This window comes from Sulfurospirillum sp. (assembly GCF_036802865.1).
GTDB lineage: Bacteria > Campylobacterota > Campylobacteria > Campylobacterales > Sulfurospirillaceae > Sulfurospirillum.
The window spans coordinates 216,661-231,944 of sequence record NZ_DAIRVK010000003.1 but is presented as its reverse complement, the minus strand read 5'-3'; the positions used below and the strand labels follow the sequence as shown (position 1 = coordinate 231,944).

The window sequence follows — 15,284 nt, the reverse complement described above, 5'->3', positions numbered from 1 at the left end:
GACACTACCAAATTTTAGAAATGGAGTAAACAAATGACTATCAAAACATGCGCAATAGCGCTTTTAAGTGTTGCTGCTTTAAGTGCGACTGCGGTTGCGAGAGATCAGATCAAAATTGTTGGATCATCCACAGTGTATCCTTTTACAAGTTATGTTGCTGAAGAGTTTAAATCAGTGACAGGTAACAAAACACCTGTCGTTGAATCAACAGGAACAGGTGGCGGTATGAAACTCTTTTGCGCAGGCGATGGTCTTGATACTCCTGATTTTACAAATGCTTCACGTCCTATGAAAGCGGTTGAGTTTAAAACATGTGCGGATAACGGTGTTACTGATATTACCGGTATGATGGTCGGTTTTGATGGTATCGCATTTGCACAATCAAAAACCAATGGAAAAGTTAACTTTACACGCGAACAGATGTTTTTAGCGTTGGCTGAAGAAGTTCCAAGTAAAGACGGAAAAACATTGATTAAAAACCCATACAAAACATGGAATGAGATCGATGCAGCGCTTCCAAATAGAAAAATTACGGTTTATGGTCCTCCAACCACATCAGGTACAAGAGATTCATTTGAAGAGATGGTTATGGAGCACAGCTCAACCAAATTTGATGCGTATGGTGACAAAAAAGGTAAGTATAAAGCCATTCGTCAAGACGGTGTGTATGTTCCCGCTGGTGAGAATGACAACTTGATCGTTCAAAAACTGACTAAAGATACTGCGGCGTTTGGTATTTTTGGTTATAGCTTTTTAGAAGAGAATCAAGACAAAATCAACGGTGCTTTAATTGACGGAATCGAGCCAACATTTGACACGATCTCTTCTGCAAAATATCCAATTGCAAGAAGTCTTTACATGTACGCAAAAAACTCTCACCGTGCTCAAGTTAAAGGTATGGACGAGTTTATGAAATTGTATGTTGATGCAAAAATGATCGGTTCAAAAGGTGTTCTTAAAACCATTGGTTTAGTTCCAATGACAGATGAAGATCTTAAAAAAGTTCAAGCGGCAGTTTTAGCAAAAACAAAACTAACCGAAGATATGGTTAAGAAAAACACCATTCTTCCTTAATGCAATACAGAGGGTTCTTGTAAGAACTCTCAACACGCTTTTAAAGCAAAGCTCTAAAAGCTACATTAACACTGGGTTCACTTCGGCAGTGAGCCCATGTACCTTTGGTGCAGGGAATATGCATTGGTCATTTTTCTATTTTTTTTAAAGGACTCTGGTGAGCACTCAAACTCTCTATCTTATCTTTTTTGGTGGACTTTTCCCTTTGATGTTTATAGGTTATATCATCGGTAAAACACGTGCTGTTGCTATTCGCTCTAAAGGTATTAAAATGCATTCTCAACCCGACCAATACGGTTGGTTTGTCGCACTCTACACAGGGCTTCCTATCATTACGATTGGGTTTGTGGGAGTATTTTTATATCTTTTTGGCATCAATGCTATTCCTCCTTTTTTACTGGTAGGAGGAGCGTTAAGTGTAGGCGCTGTATCGTTATGGCTTTTTTTCAGACAGGTTGAGCCAAAAACAAGAGCGCGTGATTCGGTTGAAAATTTCATCAAGGGAATGTTGCTGTTTGCCTCTTTGGTTTCAGTGATGACAACCTTTGGTATTTTACTCTCCATCATTTTTGAAGCGCTACATTTCTTTCAAACACAAAGTGTGAGTTACTTTTTATTTGGAACAGAATGGTCTCCCGATACTGCATTCTTAGAAGGTGCTGGACGTTCTGATGCTGGATCTGCTCAAGCAAAATTTGGCGCTGTGCCCATTTTTGCAGGAACATTTTACATCACGATGATGGCGATGATCTTAGCCGTTCCTGTGGGGCTTATGTCTGCAATCTTTATGTCAGAGTACGCAACGCCAAAATTAAGATCTCAAGTTAAGCCTTTTTTAGAGATCTTAGCGGGCATTCCCACCGTTGTTTATGGCTTTTTTGCCGCACTTACCATTGCGCCTGCTATCGTAAAGTTTTTTGCACTCTTTGGCATTGAAGCACAGTACCAAAACGCGCTTTCATGCGGTATTATCATGGGTGTTATGATTATTCCTTTTATTTCATCACTTTCCGATGACGTGATTAGCTCCGTACCACAGAATATGCGTAATGGTGCGTATGCCTTGGGTATGAATAAAGCAGAAACCATCCGCTTTGTTGTTTTACCCTCAGCGATGCCAGGTATTATTGCTTCGATTTTACTAGCGGTTTCTCGCGCCCTTGGTGAGACGATGATCGTGGTCATGGCAGCAGGTCTTAGACCAAACTTAACATGGAATCCACTGGAAGATATGACAACGGTTACCGTTAAAATCGTCGAATCACTCACAGGTGATCAAGAGTTTAACAACCCGCTTACGCTTTCAGCATTTGCACTTGGTTTTGTACTTTTTGTCGTAACCTTAGTGATTAATATTATTTCGGTCAATACCATCCGAAGTTTCCACAGAAAATACAAAGTTTCAACACTCTAAAGGACAGCCGTGAAAGAGACAACCGATAACTATTTTTACATTCCTCAAATCAAGAGACGAAACCAGAAAGCGGCTATTTTTAAGTACCTTACTATTTTTGCCATTATCTTTTCTATCTCATTTCTTCTTTTCTTTTTGGTGGACATTGTACGTGCGGGGTATCCTGCTTTTATGCAAACAAAAGTCAAAATTGAAGTTCAAATTACCGAAGATATGATAGAAAATCCTTACGGTGCAGTCAATGGCAAACAGCTTAAAATCGTCAGCCGTGCATGGTTAAGAGACCTTCCACTTCTTATCAAAGCGAATCCAGCATGGATGAATACCAAACAAGAGTTTTGGGCACTTGCCAATTCTGAAGTCGATCAATACTTAAAAGGCAAAGAGTCTCGTACGTCAGAACGTGATAGAAACTTTGTAGATGAACTTAAAAAAGAGGGTAAGATTGAACTACAGTTCAATGGTCGCTTTTTAACTGAAGGTGACTCTAAAATACCTGAAAATTCAGGTATTTACTCAGCGATTGTCGGTAGTCTTATGACGATGATTGTGACCATCTCCATTGCGTTTCCTATTGGCGTTATGACCGCTATTTACCTTGAAGAGTTTGCGCCTGAAAATAAATTTACCCATATTATTGAGGTGAACATCAACAACCTAGCGGCTATTCCTTCCATTCTTTTTGGTCTGTTAGGATTGGCAATTTTTATTAACTTCTTTGGTGTACCACGAAGCTCACCTTTGGTGGGTGGTATAACATTGGCATTGATGAGTTTACCTGTTATAATCGTAAGCTCCAAAGCGGCACTCAAATCTGTTCCTGCGAGTATTCGTCAAGCGGGATTTGGACTGGGGCTTACCAAGTGGCAAATCGTACGCGATCATGTTTTACCGGTTGCGATGCCTGGAATTTTGACAGGTTCTATCATCTCCATAGCCCGTGCGATTGGTGAGACGGCACCTTTGATTATTGTAGGAATGATCGCGTTTGTACCAGATGCCGCGACCAGCTTTACAGACTCGGCAACCGTGCTTCCGGCACAAATCTTTACGTGGGCTGGAATGCCTGAAAAAGCCTATTTAGAGCGAACAGCCGCAGCGATTATTGTCCTGCTTGCGCTTTTGCTTTCTCTAAATGCGGTAGCAATTTATTTACGAAAAAAATTTGAAAGAAAGTGGTAACAGATATGGAAAATGGTTTTATTCACACAACAATGATGGATCGCGAAGAGAGCAATATCGCTAAAGAAACGGTCAAAATTGAAGTTAAAAATCTCAACCTTTTTTATGGTGAAAAACAAGCGCTGAATTCCATCAATATGGATATTTATACCAAAAAAATTACGGCACTCATAGGACCGAGCGGATGCGGAAAATCGACATTTTTGCGTTGTATCAACCGCATGAACGACTTGGTTCAAAACTGTAGAGTAGAAGGATTTATTGGTATTGATGGGCACGATATTTACGACAAAGACATTGATGTTGTAGCGGTTCGTAAGCGCGTGGGTATGGTGTTTCAACAGCCAAACCCTTTTCCAAAAAGTATCTATGAAAACGTAGCCTATGCTCCTTTGATGCACGACATTGTCAAAAAAGGTAAAGAGTGCGATGAGTTGGTTGAGCGAGCTTTAAGGGGCGCTAACCTTTGGGAAGAAGTTAAAGATAAACTCAAAGACCCAGGTACGGCTCTTTCTGGTGGGCAACAACAACGTTTGTGTATCGCACGTGCTATTGCGGTTGAACCTGATGTTATTTTGATGGATGAGCCAACCAGCGCACTGGATCCGATTTCAACCGAGAAGATTGAGAACTTGATGCTCGATTTGAAGAAAAACTACACCATCGTTATCGTCACTCACAATATGCAACAAGCAGCGCGTATCGCAGACTACACCGCATTTTTCCATTTAGGAAATTTGATCGAGTATAGCGATGCTAAAACACTCTTCGTTAACCCAAAAGAGAAGAAAACTGAAGATTACATTACCGGACGTTTTGGATAATTTCAAGATTACATGTAAAGCCAAAAAGCTTTACATGTAAAACTCTTTCAAATAACATGGAATTGAAAATGCTTTATTTGGCTTTGCAGAGAGTAAAATGTTCTGAAAAAAGTTCGATTTTTACACTGCACATCTTTAAAATAAAGCGAATGTATGGAAAATGTAGGAAGTTTTGTCAATATTAAGCGTCATAATTTTCATTTTCACGGCTGTTCAACCTGTGAAGGTGATTGTTGTAATGGACACAAAGGCTTTGCCGCATCGCCTTTGATTTTAGAAGATTTTGAAGAAGTGTATAAGAATTTCCCTATTTTATTTAGTTTCAAAGAGCAAAAATTGGTTGCATATGTACTTCTGAATGATGGCAAAAATTATTGTAAATATTATATCAATCAGCAATGTAGCATCTACTTACAACGACCACCTGCGTGTAAACTTTACCCTGTTAGTCCCTATTTTGAGCATGTTCTTGTCGATACTGCTTGTCCTTCCATCAATCAGGATTCTGGATATTCGGTCTGCTGTGATGGAAAATTAAACAGTGCGTTTGCAACGAAAAGATTGGAAAATTTTGTCGAGAAGTTAGAAGAGACCCATGCTTTTTTTGAAAGTGTTAACACGCTGGAAGATTTTGAACATGTCGGCAATTTGTTGGACATACCGTTGTTTCGATATATCAAACCAAGCGATAATCCATACATCAAAATGCATTTAGAATCGCTCAAACATTCATGGTTTTATGTCTTATCCAAGCCAGAAAAGCCTGTATTGGCAGTCTCTTAAATCTTAGTCACGTTTGGTAGGAATTTTTTGTAAAAGTGCATTGAGTGCATCTGCAAAGGCTCTTTTTTGTTTTTCACCAATGGCACTTGGTCCTCCAGTGATTTCTCCCGCGTCACGAAGCTCTTGCATAAGATTGCGCATAGCGAGTAGACTTTTAATGTTGCTCTCATCGTAAATCTTCCCTCTAGGATCAAGCGCAAGCACACCTTTGCTGACCAGTCTGTCGGCTAAAGGGATATCCGCGGTAATAACCAAGTCTGAACTCTGCGCGTGTTCGACGATGTAGTGATCTGCTTCATCCGCTCCTTGTGAGACGATAATCATCGTAAGCAAAGGAGAGTCTTGAAGCGGTATCTTTTTATTGGCGATAAAATGGGTGGTGATGCCGCGTTTAAAGACCGCTCGAAGAAGAATTTCTTTGAGCGTATTAGGGAAGGCATCGGCATCGACGTAGATCATCATCGCTGTCTTTCTCTTCTTTTTTCCACGTATTCACGAGGTGCGTTGTCTCTGCGTTTAGGTTGCCCCTGTGGTCTTGGTCCACGACCTTGCTGAATCGGTTCTGCTTTGATGTTAGGGTCTGGCTCAAAACCTTCGATGATTTCACGCTCAAATTTTTTGTTGATCAGTTTTTCAATGCCTCGTAGATACTCATGCTCATCCACACAGACTAAAGAGATGGCTTCACCTGCATTTCCAGCACGTCCTGTTCGTCCAATGCGGTGTACATAGTCTTCGGCAATGTTTGGCAGTTCAAGGTTGACGACATGAGGTAATTGGTCGATGTCCAGACCACGTGCTGCGATGTCTGTAGCCGCAAGAACTTTAATCGAGCCATTTTTAAAATCGGAGAGAGCTTTGGTACGCGCACTCTGGCTTTTGTTGCCATGAATTGCAGCGGAGCTGATACCGATTTTTACAAGGTATTCAGAGACTTTATTGGCGTGGTGTTTGGTTCTGGTAAAGACCAGTACTTGCTCCCATTTGTTCTCATTGATCAGTTTGCCCAAAAGGGCTGTTTTACGTTTACAATCGACCAAAATGACACGTTGTTTGACAAGTTCACTGGAGGTATTGCGGCGTGCCACTTCAACAATCGCAGGATTCTTCAAGATCGACTCACAGAGTTTTTTGATGTCATCGGAGTAGGTCGCTGAAAAGAGCAAGTTTTGACGTTTTGCGGGGAGTATGGAAATGACACGGCGAATATCTTTGATAAATCCCATATCGAGCATACGGTCTGCTTCATCGAGAACAAAGGTGTCGATATGTTTAAGATCAATCGTACCTTGAGAAACATGGTCAAGTAAACGGCCAGGAGTTGCCACAAGAATGTCGATGCCAGCGCGTAAGGTTTGAATTTGAGGCTGAATGCCAACCCCTCCAAAAATGACCGCACTTTTAAAAGGCAGGTATTTACCATAGGTTTTAACGCTCTCTCCGACTTGCGCCGCAAGTTCACGTGTTGGGGTAAGGATAAGCACACGAAGAAGCGGTTTGCCTTTACTGTGAGGTTTTTTAGAGAGTAGTTCTAAGATGGGAAGCGTAAAACCAGCCGTTTTTCCGGTTCCTGTTTGCGCACCTGCAAGCATATCGCGACCCTCCAAAATAGGGGGAATAGCTTTTTCTTGCACGGGTGTTGGGTTTGTGTAGCCTTCATCCTCAATTGCTTTTAAAATGGGCGCACTAAGATTTAATTGTGAAAATAACATAAATTTTGGGTTTCCTTTTGAGTGTCAAAAATGGACATGGTGTCACAGCGGTTGGTCTATCTTAAGAGCAGATTATGATGGAATCGGTTGAAGCCACGTTACATTGAGCCGTAGCTCACCTTTGGATAGATAGTCTTATAATCATAGCTTTTTCTTCATTAATTTTACGCATCAAATGTTTATTAATGCATTGAATGTAGCGTAAAGTGCTTTATCCCAGATGTTTGAGCTGTTGCCTAAGATCCACTAAAAGAGCATTTTGGCGCATGATGACAAACTGTTTTATTTTAGATTTCATCAAAGTATTGGGTTGAATATTGAGTACAAGAGTTTCATTGATGAGGCTAAAAATAGTTGCCTTTGCCGAAATTGGTGTTAAAAATCCTTTTTCAGTAGGGAGTTGAAAGGTGATGTCAAACTCTTTTTGCGTAAGGTCTTTGTGAATGATCTTTTCAACATCCTCAAGTTTGACATGTAAAACAACCGAACTTTCTGAAATCGTGTCTATTGTTCCATCCAAAAGCCTGATTTTATTGAGAAGCAGTACAGCATTAATAGCTCTTGAAGGCTGCACTCTGGTATAGATACGGTCCATTGGGGAAGCGTCTAAAAACTCCAAATGCGACAATACAACCAGTGCTTTTTCGGGGTCAACTTTGATGATTTTAGCTTTGATAATGCTTGGAATTTTGTCATGCTGTATAAACGTAAAATTTTCTTTTGTGTAGTAAAAAATCTTAGGTGTCGTGATTTTGATTTGAGCAATGCCCTCATCAAATTTAGCAATCGTCGCTTGCTCTTTGATGGGAATACCATTGTAGAGATTGAACAGAGTCACTGTATTGTCTTTGCGCAAAATGGAGGCTAAGACATCGTTTTTATTTTGGGTTTCGTAAAAATCAAAATCGAGAGTGCCGTAAAAAATCTTTTTACGTGTAGAGAGCCGTGACATAACATAATACTTATCCAAACGATCGAGTAAGCTTTTATAAGAATCTGTAGCATCAAAGAGTGTCATACCAATGTGTTTGAGGTCTATTTTGAAATTTTGTTTGATGTTATGTTCTAACTTTTTGAGCACTTTTTTAGCGTGATGAATTTTAATATCGCGTAGTACTATTAAGAATGTGTCAGTACCTTGTTGCAATAAGGTATGAAAACCAAGCTCAGTATGGATAAATGTAATCAAATCTTTAAAGAAAAAGCCGTCTTCCAAATCAACATCAAATCCAAATTTGACAATCGAAAAAGAGGTTTGATGCATCTTTGCATAAGCAATATTGGCTTCAATGATCCCTCGGTTGAGATAGGTATTAATGGCTTCATAGCGTCCAGACATCGTAGTTCCTTCTAAAAAGTATGCATCATTGTAAATCCCGTTATGGCACAGACGAGCGATTGCGAAAAAATCATGCAAGAAAGCTCATGATTAAGGGAATAGTTAATCTCTTCGTGATATAAAGGAAGTTAAAATTATACTTAAAAAACTATGAAAAATGAGAGAATGACGATGAGTGAAAAATTTGAAAATGATTTACAGCGCTTTTACGATCTTTTGGGAGAACGTCAAAGAGCCTTGGGAAGTTACTTTAGCATTGTGGAATCTGAAAACTATGATGAGCGCATTGAAATGTTTATAGATACGTTTTTAGCCAGTATAGAACTAAGCCTTATTCGCGAAAACAGAGTTGCGGCACTTACCCGTTTGATAAACCTTCGTGATGAACAGATGGTTCAAGCGCTCGAAAAAGAGGGTAAAGATGAGGTTTTTATCTCTCAGGCCAAAGAGAAGGCTTACCTTTGGGTCAAAGAGTTTTATATCAAAGCACATAGCGATCTTATCATGCAAGTGCAAAAAGAGTGGCTGTTCTCACCTTTTTACCGACGTCTTTTGCGTGGCGTTCATGAAGTAGGTGTTGCAATGAGTACGTGGCAATCTGCGTGGACGGAACACATCATCAATACGATCAATCCACTGCTCGAATTGGAATATGCTAAAGATTCTCAAGCTATTGCGCATATGTTGCAGACAAAAGGGTTACTTGATCCAGATCCATCCGGACAAGATGGTGATAGATCGTATTCTGTTTTGGAAAAAGTTGAGGGCGGGTACAAAGCAAAAGCGTATGCGAGTGCTTTTGGGGTTGAAGTGGATTCTGTACGCAATACCTTGCAGAGTTTATGCGACGATTTGTCTGAAATGGAAGATCCTGATTGGGGTCAAAAAGCATTTTACATTGACTACCTTAAAGCCCTCGACGAGGCATTTGGGGAAGAAGATAGAGCTGACTTGATAGCAAAATGGGCAGAAGTAGACCGTAAATGGATGAAAATTACGGCACCTATTCAGATTGGGCATCCTTTGGAATACTACGAAGATCACTACAAAAAAGCAGTTGCGCTAGAGTGGGATGTGAGGGTTTCAAATCCTGAAAATAAAGGGGCGTATGGCACATTTGAGCGTATTCTTAAAATGTTTATTCGCCTTTTTGAACAAAATGGTGATGGTATTTTACATATCAAAGAAAATGTTCTATCAAACCTTAAACGTGTTCAGCTTTATATTGGAAGGCCTGCTCTTTTTTATGCGGCTGAATTTAACGGGCTTTTTTCGGCGCAAGTGGTTCCCAATGATGAAACGGTCAGTCGTGAACTTGGCAAAAAAATCTTTGCTTTTGCGGACAATATTTTAGATTCTCTGCGCGCCAAACCTTTTCTCAAAATAAATCAAGAGGTTTTTGGTGAAGCGTTTATGAATGCTGAGAGAGAAATTGTATTTCACCAAGCTGCACTATGGCATCAGGTATATGAAGTGAGTACCATTGGGCATGAATTTGGGCATATCTTGTGGATGGACCATGATACCGAAATGCGAATGAACCAAAGCGGTGTTTTTAAAAATATAGAAGAGTTTAAAGCGACAACGGGTGGGCTTGTTGCCTTCTTTATGGATGAAGACGAGAGCCTAAAACTACCCCTTTTACGTGATGTCATTAAACGCTCTGTTGGATTGATCGGTTGGATGAAAACAGGTGAAGTTGAGCCCTATTATTGCGAAGGATTGATCCACCTTACCGGTCTTTTTGAAAGTGGTGTATTGGCGTTTGATGCGACATTACAGATTGATCTCTCTTCTGAGGCGTATGAAAGGCTTAAAACGTGGTATCTCAAAACTTATACTGAGCTTTTACAGCATTACCTTGCAAAAGAAGACGCACAACTTTTCCTAGAGCGTTATGCCACAAAAGAAGCAGGGGTTTATATGCCAAAAGAGGCAAATATTAAAGCATTCGTAGCACATTATTGGGCATTGCACCAACGTATAGGACGAGATATTGACGAGAGTGTGAAGCGTTCAGATTGGCTTTAAGAGTTATGTCAAAATTATGTATAGAATGCCGAGGTTAATTTAATATTTTAGTGCTATAATTTATGCTCAATTTTGTAGTGGGAGTTGTCAAGTGTACGCACGAAAAATCACAAAGGTATTGATCGCCAATCGCGGTGAAATCGCGCTTAGGATCATTAGAGCATGTAAAGAGTTGGAGATTAAGAGTGTTTGTGTTTTTTCAACCATTGATGCGAATGGTGTTTGGGTCCGTAAAGCAGATGAGAGCTATCTGCTTAAAGGTGATCCTATTCAAGTCTATTTGGATTATAAAAATATCGTAGCACTTGCCAAAGAGGTTGGTGCAGACGCGATTCATCCAGGATATGGCTTCTTGTCAGAGAATGCTGATTTTGCTCAGTATTGTATTGACCATGACATCATTTTTATTGGTCCAAAACCTGATCACATTGCGCTTTTTGGTGACAAAATGGCATCAAAAATAGCAATGAAAGCTGTAGGTGTACCTGTTCTTGGTGGTACCGATCAGCCAATTTTGGAAATGGATGCAGCGATTAAGGTGGCACGTGAGATTGGCTTTCCTGTTATCATCAAAGCAGCGTTTGGTGGTGGTGGAAAAGGTATGCGAATTGTCAAAAAAGAGGAAGAGTTTGTTGCGATGTTTGAAGCGGCAACAAAAGAAGCTGAACGATTTTTCGGACGTGGGGATGCGTTTATTGAAAAATATGTTCAAAATCCTCGTCATATTGAAGTTCAAGTCATGGCAGACAAATACGGTAACGTCATTCACTTAAGTGAGCGTGACTGTTCGATTCAAAGACGTCACCAAAAAGTGGTTGAAATCGCACCAAGCCCTAGACTCAACCCAAAAGTGCGCAATGAGCTACTCAGAGCTTCTAAAAAAGCGATGTTTAAATTAGGCTATGAGAGCGTTGGAACGGTTGAATACCTTGTTGATGAAGATGACAATTTCTTCTTTATCGAGATGAATACCAGAGTTCAAGTAGAACATACCATTACCGAAGCGATTACCGGTATGGATATTGTTCAAAGTATGATTCGTATAGCAGAGGGTGAACCGCTGTCTGTGATGCAAGAAGACATCAAATTTAGAGGTTATGCGATTGAATTTAGAATCAATGCAGAAGACCCTAAAAATGGCTTTATTCCATCTTCTGGTCGCATTACAACGTATCTTTCTCCTGGTGGCCCTGGTGTAAGACTTGATGCAATTGGCTTCAAAGACTATGTTGTGCCTACTAATTATGATTCAATGATTGGTAAATTGATTATTGTGGGACTTGATTGGGAGGGTGTTGTACGAAAAGCCAGACGTGCTTTAGATGAATTTCTTATCTCTGGTATTCCTACCAATATTCCATTGCACCGTCAAATTGTCCGTGATGAAGATTTTAAAAATGGTATCTTTAACACGACCTATTTAGATAAAAAACTTCCTACATTTACGCTTGACGCAATCCTTGATATTGAAGAAGATGAGACCAAACATGAGCACATTGCTGCGATTGTTGCGGCACTTAAAAACCAAGGCAAATAACTACAGCGTTTAAGAGGTATGCTTTATGCATACCTCTTTCTTTTTGAAGGTACACTATGCAGAGCATTTCTCTTCTCAATCTCCTTTATATGCTTCCTCCTCTTATATTAGTTGCTTTTTATTATTATATTTGGGTGGGTAAAAAAACAGAAATAGCGCTTGCAACCCTTCGTATGAGCATACAGCTCATTGTTATAGGGTATGTCTTAACGTCGCTGTTTAATACAAATGCGCTCTGGCTTTTGGCTCTGCTTGTTGTCGTGATGGTAACCACTGCTTCATTGATTGCCAGACGCAATATCCGCAATAAAGATATACAGACGTATTTTGTCATTTTAGGAGCCATTGCTCTTGGCGGAACGTTTAATCTTGCACTTGTCTTGTGGGGTGTTTTGGATCTTGAAAACCCACTAGCGCCTCGTTTTGTGATTCCTCTTGCTGGTATGATTTATGCGAATGCCATGAATGCGATCTCTCTTTGTGCAGAGCGTTACGAGAAAGAGCGAGAAAACCATGACAGTGAAAAAGCCAGAGCCATCGCTTTTAAGGCTTCTATGATTCCTCAAATCAACTCTTTCTTAGCCGTTGGCTTTGTCTCATTACCTGGCATGATGACAGGACAGATACTCTCAGGTGTTGATCCTCTCATTGCCGTCCGCTATCAAATCGTAGTAATGGCGATGATTTTGAGCAGTGGTGCTATGAGCAATATTCTCTACCTCATGTATGTGACACGAAAAGAGCGCTGAACGTAAGGTCTTAGGTTTTGATGATGTATACAACCTTAATATTTTAAATAAACTTTGTAATTTTATTCTATAATACGTGAAAACTTATAAAAGAGGCTCTATGCACCATTTTCTTTGGGTATTTATCGCACTGTTCTTTGTTGGATGTGGACCCCGATATATGATTAAAAATCAGTACATCCCTCCTGCTTCGTCTGCGTCGCAGTCATGCCTTAATAAATGTTCGAGTATCAGGCAAGGGTGTCAAAATCTATGCCAACAAAATTATCAATATTGCCTTGATGATGCGTATGCTAAAGCTAAAGCTGTTGAGGTAGAAGAACAACGGGCATATGAAATAGCATATAGCCGTTACCGAATGGATGCGATGCAGTATGAGCATGAATTGCGCAATTGGCAGAGAGACTATTACGATTACAGTCGTGATCTTAGCCATTATCAAAGTCAGTGTGAGCGAAACAGAGATGCGTATGCCTGTCAAAAACGTGATGAGTTACAACGTTATATGAAGCGCTTAAGCCATGATCGTCCTCGTGAACCGTGGGTTCCTGCAAGACCGACATTTGAGCAAATCTTAGTCAATCAACAAAGCTTTTGTACCACCAATTGTGGATGTGAACAAAGCTATGACAACTGTTTTGTAGGCTGTGGCGGTCAAGTGATACCACATAAAATCTGCGTGGAGAACTGCGACTAAACTCTTTAACTGTAATGGTTTAGTAATCGTGTGAGAGTATGATTCCTTCATTTCCAATGAAGGAATCATACTCAATGTTAAACGAAAAGTGGCAAAAACTTATTGAAGTGGCAGACTTTGCCTTTCAACCTATTGTCAATATTTACACCGGAAAACTTTATGCCGTTGAAGCGTTAATTCGTAACTATGAATCTGCTGGATTTACTACGATTGATTGTATTTTTGATTCGGCATATAGCGAAAAAACACTCTATCAAATTGATGTTAAACTGCGTGAAAAAGCGATTCATAAATTCTCACTTCTACCTTTTTCTAAACACACTAAACTCTTTTACAACCTTGATAATCGTATTACGATGATGCCTGATTTTAAGACAGGCTATACCTGTGAGCTTCTTTCAACGTATGAAATGGATACTTCCAATATCTGTTTTGAACTCTCCGAGAAGCATCAAGTTGGTATGTATGCTGGTGTGGATAAGCTTGTTCTTAATCTTTACAAGCAACAAGGCTATAAGATGGCAATCGATGACTTTGGTGTCGGTTTTTCAGGGCTTCAGATGCTTTTTAATGCAGATCCTAATTTCATCAAGATTGATCGCTTTTTCATCAGTGAAATACACCTTAGTAAAAAGAAACGCCTTTTTGTCAGCTCTATTGTTCAGATCGCTCAAGCGATGGGGATTTTTACGATTGCGGAAGGTGTGGAATGCGAAGAGGAGTATATTGAGTGTAAGAAACTGGGCTGCAATATGGTGCAAGGTTATTTTGTTCAAAGACCAACCCTTGATGTGACTGAAATAATGAGCAGTTATGAACACCTCAAATTGGTTTCTCAAAATGACAAACGCAAAAGTGGTAAAATTTCCAACATCGATAAATACCTTCAAAGAAGCCATACTGTTTTTGTTGATTCGCATATCAATGAAGTCTATGATGTGCTAAAAAGCGATAAAAAAACGCATTTTGTACCTGTTTTAGCGCGCGATATGACACCGCTTGGTATTATCAAAGATGGCGATATTAAGGCGTATATTTATTCTAACTATGGCAAAGCCTTACTCTCAAATATTACACAAGGGAGTCTTAAAAATATCATTTCGCATTGTGGTCGTGCGGACATTAACGATCCCATAGAAAAGATTTTAAAAATTTACGCGTTTGATGATGACAACGATGCCATTATGATTACCGAAAATGAAAAATATGTTGGTTATCTTAGTTCTAAAGTGCTTTTAGAAATTATCAATGAGAAAAATATTGTCGATGCCAAAGATCAAAATCCTCTCACTGGTCTTTCAGGTAACCGCATTATCAACGAGTTTGTAGCCAATGCAATGGACTCAAAAGAAAAAGTGATGATGGCGTACTTTGATTTTGACAATTTTAAGCCGTTTAATGACTACTATGGGTTTCGAAAGGGTGATCGTGCCATTACCCTTTTTGCGGACATTCTTAAAAGCTCTGTAGGGTTTGATGAGTGTTTGGTTGGACATGTTGGTGGGGATGATTTTTTCTTAGGATGGAGCCTCAAAGAGGACGATACATTTGAGAAGGTGTATGACATTGTTTTAGAGATTGTCACCAAATTCTCAGAAGACATCAAGAGTTTTTATTGCGAGCAAGGGCTCAGTTCGGGCTACATCATGGCTAAAAATCGTGATGGCGTTATACAGCCTTTCCCTTTGATGACAGTAAGCGCAGCAGTCATTTGCCATGGCTTTGGTTACCAACATGACTTTGACGATAATGAACTCAATGAAATCTTTGGCGTGCTGAAAAAAAGTGCTAAAGCCTCTCCTAAACATATTTCATGTGTAGATCTTGGTGTGATTAAACATTAAGTAAAATTTATTAGATTGTGAATTTGTTTGTAAAATATTAAAACATAATCTGGTATCGTGGCAGTCAATATGCTTCCGATACTCATAAATCTCTGCTT

At 39.7% G+C, this 15,284-nt stretch carries 13 protein-coding genes and 1 pseudogene; 11 read left to right on the top strand and 3 right to left on the bottom strand.

Annotation, left to right across the window (positions count from 1 at the left end):
- Window positions 1-33 precede the first annotated feature (33 nt).
- The 6 genes and pseudogenes from V7Q04_RS08900 (at window position 34) to V7Q04_RS08875 (ending at window position 5,277) form a co-directional block, all read left to right on the top strand.
- Entirely contained in the window at window positions 34-1,074 is a 1,041-nt protein-coding gene (locus V7Q04_RS08900) for a PstS family phosphate ABC transporter substrate-binding protein (RefSeq protein WP_333804644.1), read from the top strand.
- Between the two features lie 208 nt (window positions 1,075-1,282).
- Window positions 1,283-1,399: pseudogene (locus V7Q04_RS08895) on the top strand (phosphate ABC transporter permease family protein); the annotation flags it as partial.
- Window positions 1,400-1,570: 171 nt separating this feature from the next.
- A complete protein-coding gene (pstC, locus tag V7Q04_RS08890) occupies window positions 1,571-2,488 on the top strand; it encodes a phosphate ABC transporter permease subunit PstC (RefSeq protein ID WP_333804712.1) in 918 nt (305 codons plus the stop codon).
- 9 nt (window positions 2,489-2,497) lie between these two features.
- Complete coding sequence (gene pstA / locus V7Q04_RS08885) at window positions 2,498-3,670, top strand: phosphate ABC transporter permease PstA (RefSeq protein WP_333804643.1); 1,173 nt, start codon at window positions 2,498-2,500, stop codon at window positions 3,668-3,670.
- Window positions 3,671-3,705: 35 nt separating this feature from the next.
- Window positions 3,706-4,494 carry a phosphate ABC transporter ATP-binding protein PstB gene (gene pstB, locus V7Q04_RS08880; RefSeq protein WP_333804711.1) on the top strand — a complete coding sequence of 263 codons (789 nt, stop codon included), beginning with the start codon at window positions 3,706-3,708 and terminating at the stop codon, window positions 4,492-4,494.
- A 153-nt stretch (window positions 4,495-4,647) separates the two neighbouring features.
- Window positions 4,648-5,277, top strand: a complete 630-nt coding sequence (locus V7Q04_RS08875; protein WP_333804642.1) for a YkgJ family cysteine cluster protein — start codon at window positions 4,648-4,650, stop codon at window positions 5,275-5,277.
- Between the two features lie 3 nt (window positions 5,278-5,280).
- On the opposite strand, the gene V7Q04_RS08870 is transcribed toward V7Q04_RS08875, so the two are convergent.
- The 3 genes from V7Q04_RS08870 to V7Q04_RS08860 all read right to left on the bottom strand — a co-directional run bounded on the left by V7Q04_RS08870 (window position 5,281) and on the right by V7Q04_RS08860 (window position 8,328).
- Window positions 5,281-5,739: a YaiI/YqxD family protein gene (locus V7Q04_RS08870; protein WP_333804641.1), complete on the bottom strand. Its 459-nt coding sequence runs from the start codon at window positions 5,737-5,739 to the stop codon at window positions 5,281-5,283.
- Window positions 5,736-6,989, bottom strand: coding sequence for a DEAD/DEAH box helicase (locus V7Q04_RS08865; protein WP_333804640.1), 1,254 nt, complete (start codon window positions 6,987-6,989; stop codon window positions 5,736-5,738). The genes V7Q04_RS08870 and V7Q04_RS08865 overlap by 4 nt, the downstream gene beginning before the upstream one ends.
- Window positions 6,990-7,200: 211 nt before the next feature.
- Window positions 7,201-8,328 carry a hypothetical protein gene (locus tag V7Q04_RS08860; protein WP_333804639.1) on the bottom strand — a complete coding sequence of 376 codons (1,128 nt, stop codon included), beginning with the start codon at window positions 8,326-8,328 and terminating at the stop codon, window positions 7,201-7,203.
- Between the two features lie 171 nt (window positions 8,329-8,499).
- Here V7Q04_RS08860 and ciaB point away from each other — a divergent pair, with 171 nt between their 5' ends.
- The 5 genes from ciaB (at window position 8,500) to V7Q04_RS08835 (ending at window position 15,186) form a co-directional block, all read left to right on the top strand.
- Window positions 8,500-10,359: an invasion protein CiaB gene (ciaB, locus tag V7Q04_RS08855; RefSeq protein WP_333804638.1), complete on the top strand. Its 1,860-nt coding sequence runs from the start codon at window positions 8,500-8,502 to the stop codon at window positions 10,357-10,359.
- A gap of 91 nt (window positions 10,360-10,450) precedes the next feature.
- Window positions 10,451-11,896 carry an acetyl-CoA carboxylase biotin carboxylase subunit gene (locus tag V7Q04_RS08850; RefSeq protein WP_333804637.1) on the top strand — a complete coding sequence of 482 codons (1,446 nt, stop codon included), beginning with the start codon at window positions 10,451-10,453 and terminating at the stop codon, window positions 11,894-11,896.
- Window positions 11,897-11,952: 56 nt separating this feature from the next.
- Entirely contained in the window at window positions 11,953-12,645 is a 693-nt protein-coding gene (locus tag V7Q04_RS08845) for an ABC transporter permease (RefSeq protein ID WP_333804636.1), read from the top strand.
- 100 nt (window positions 12,646-12,745) lie between these two features.
- Complete coding sequence (locus tag V7Q04_RS08840) at window positions 12,746-13,342, top strand: hypothetical protein (RefSeq protein WP_333804635.1); 597 nt, start codon at window positions 12,746-12,748, stop codon at window positions 13,340-13,342.
- Window positions 13,343-13,416: 74 nt separating this feature from the next.
- A complete protein-coding gene (locus V7Q04_RS08835; RefSeq protein ID WP_333804634.1) occupies window positions 13,417-15,186 on the top strand; it encodes a GGDEF domain-containing protein in 1,770 nt (589 codons plus the stop codon).
- The last annotated feature ends 98 nt before the right edge of the window (window positions 15,187-15,284 follow it).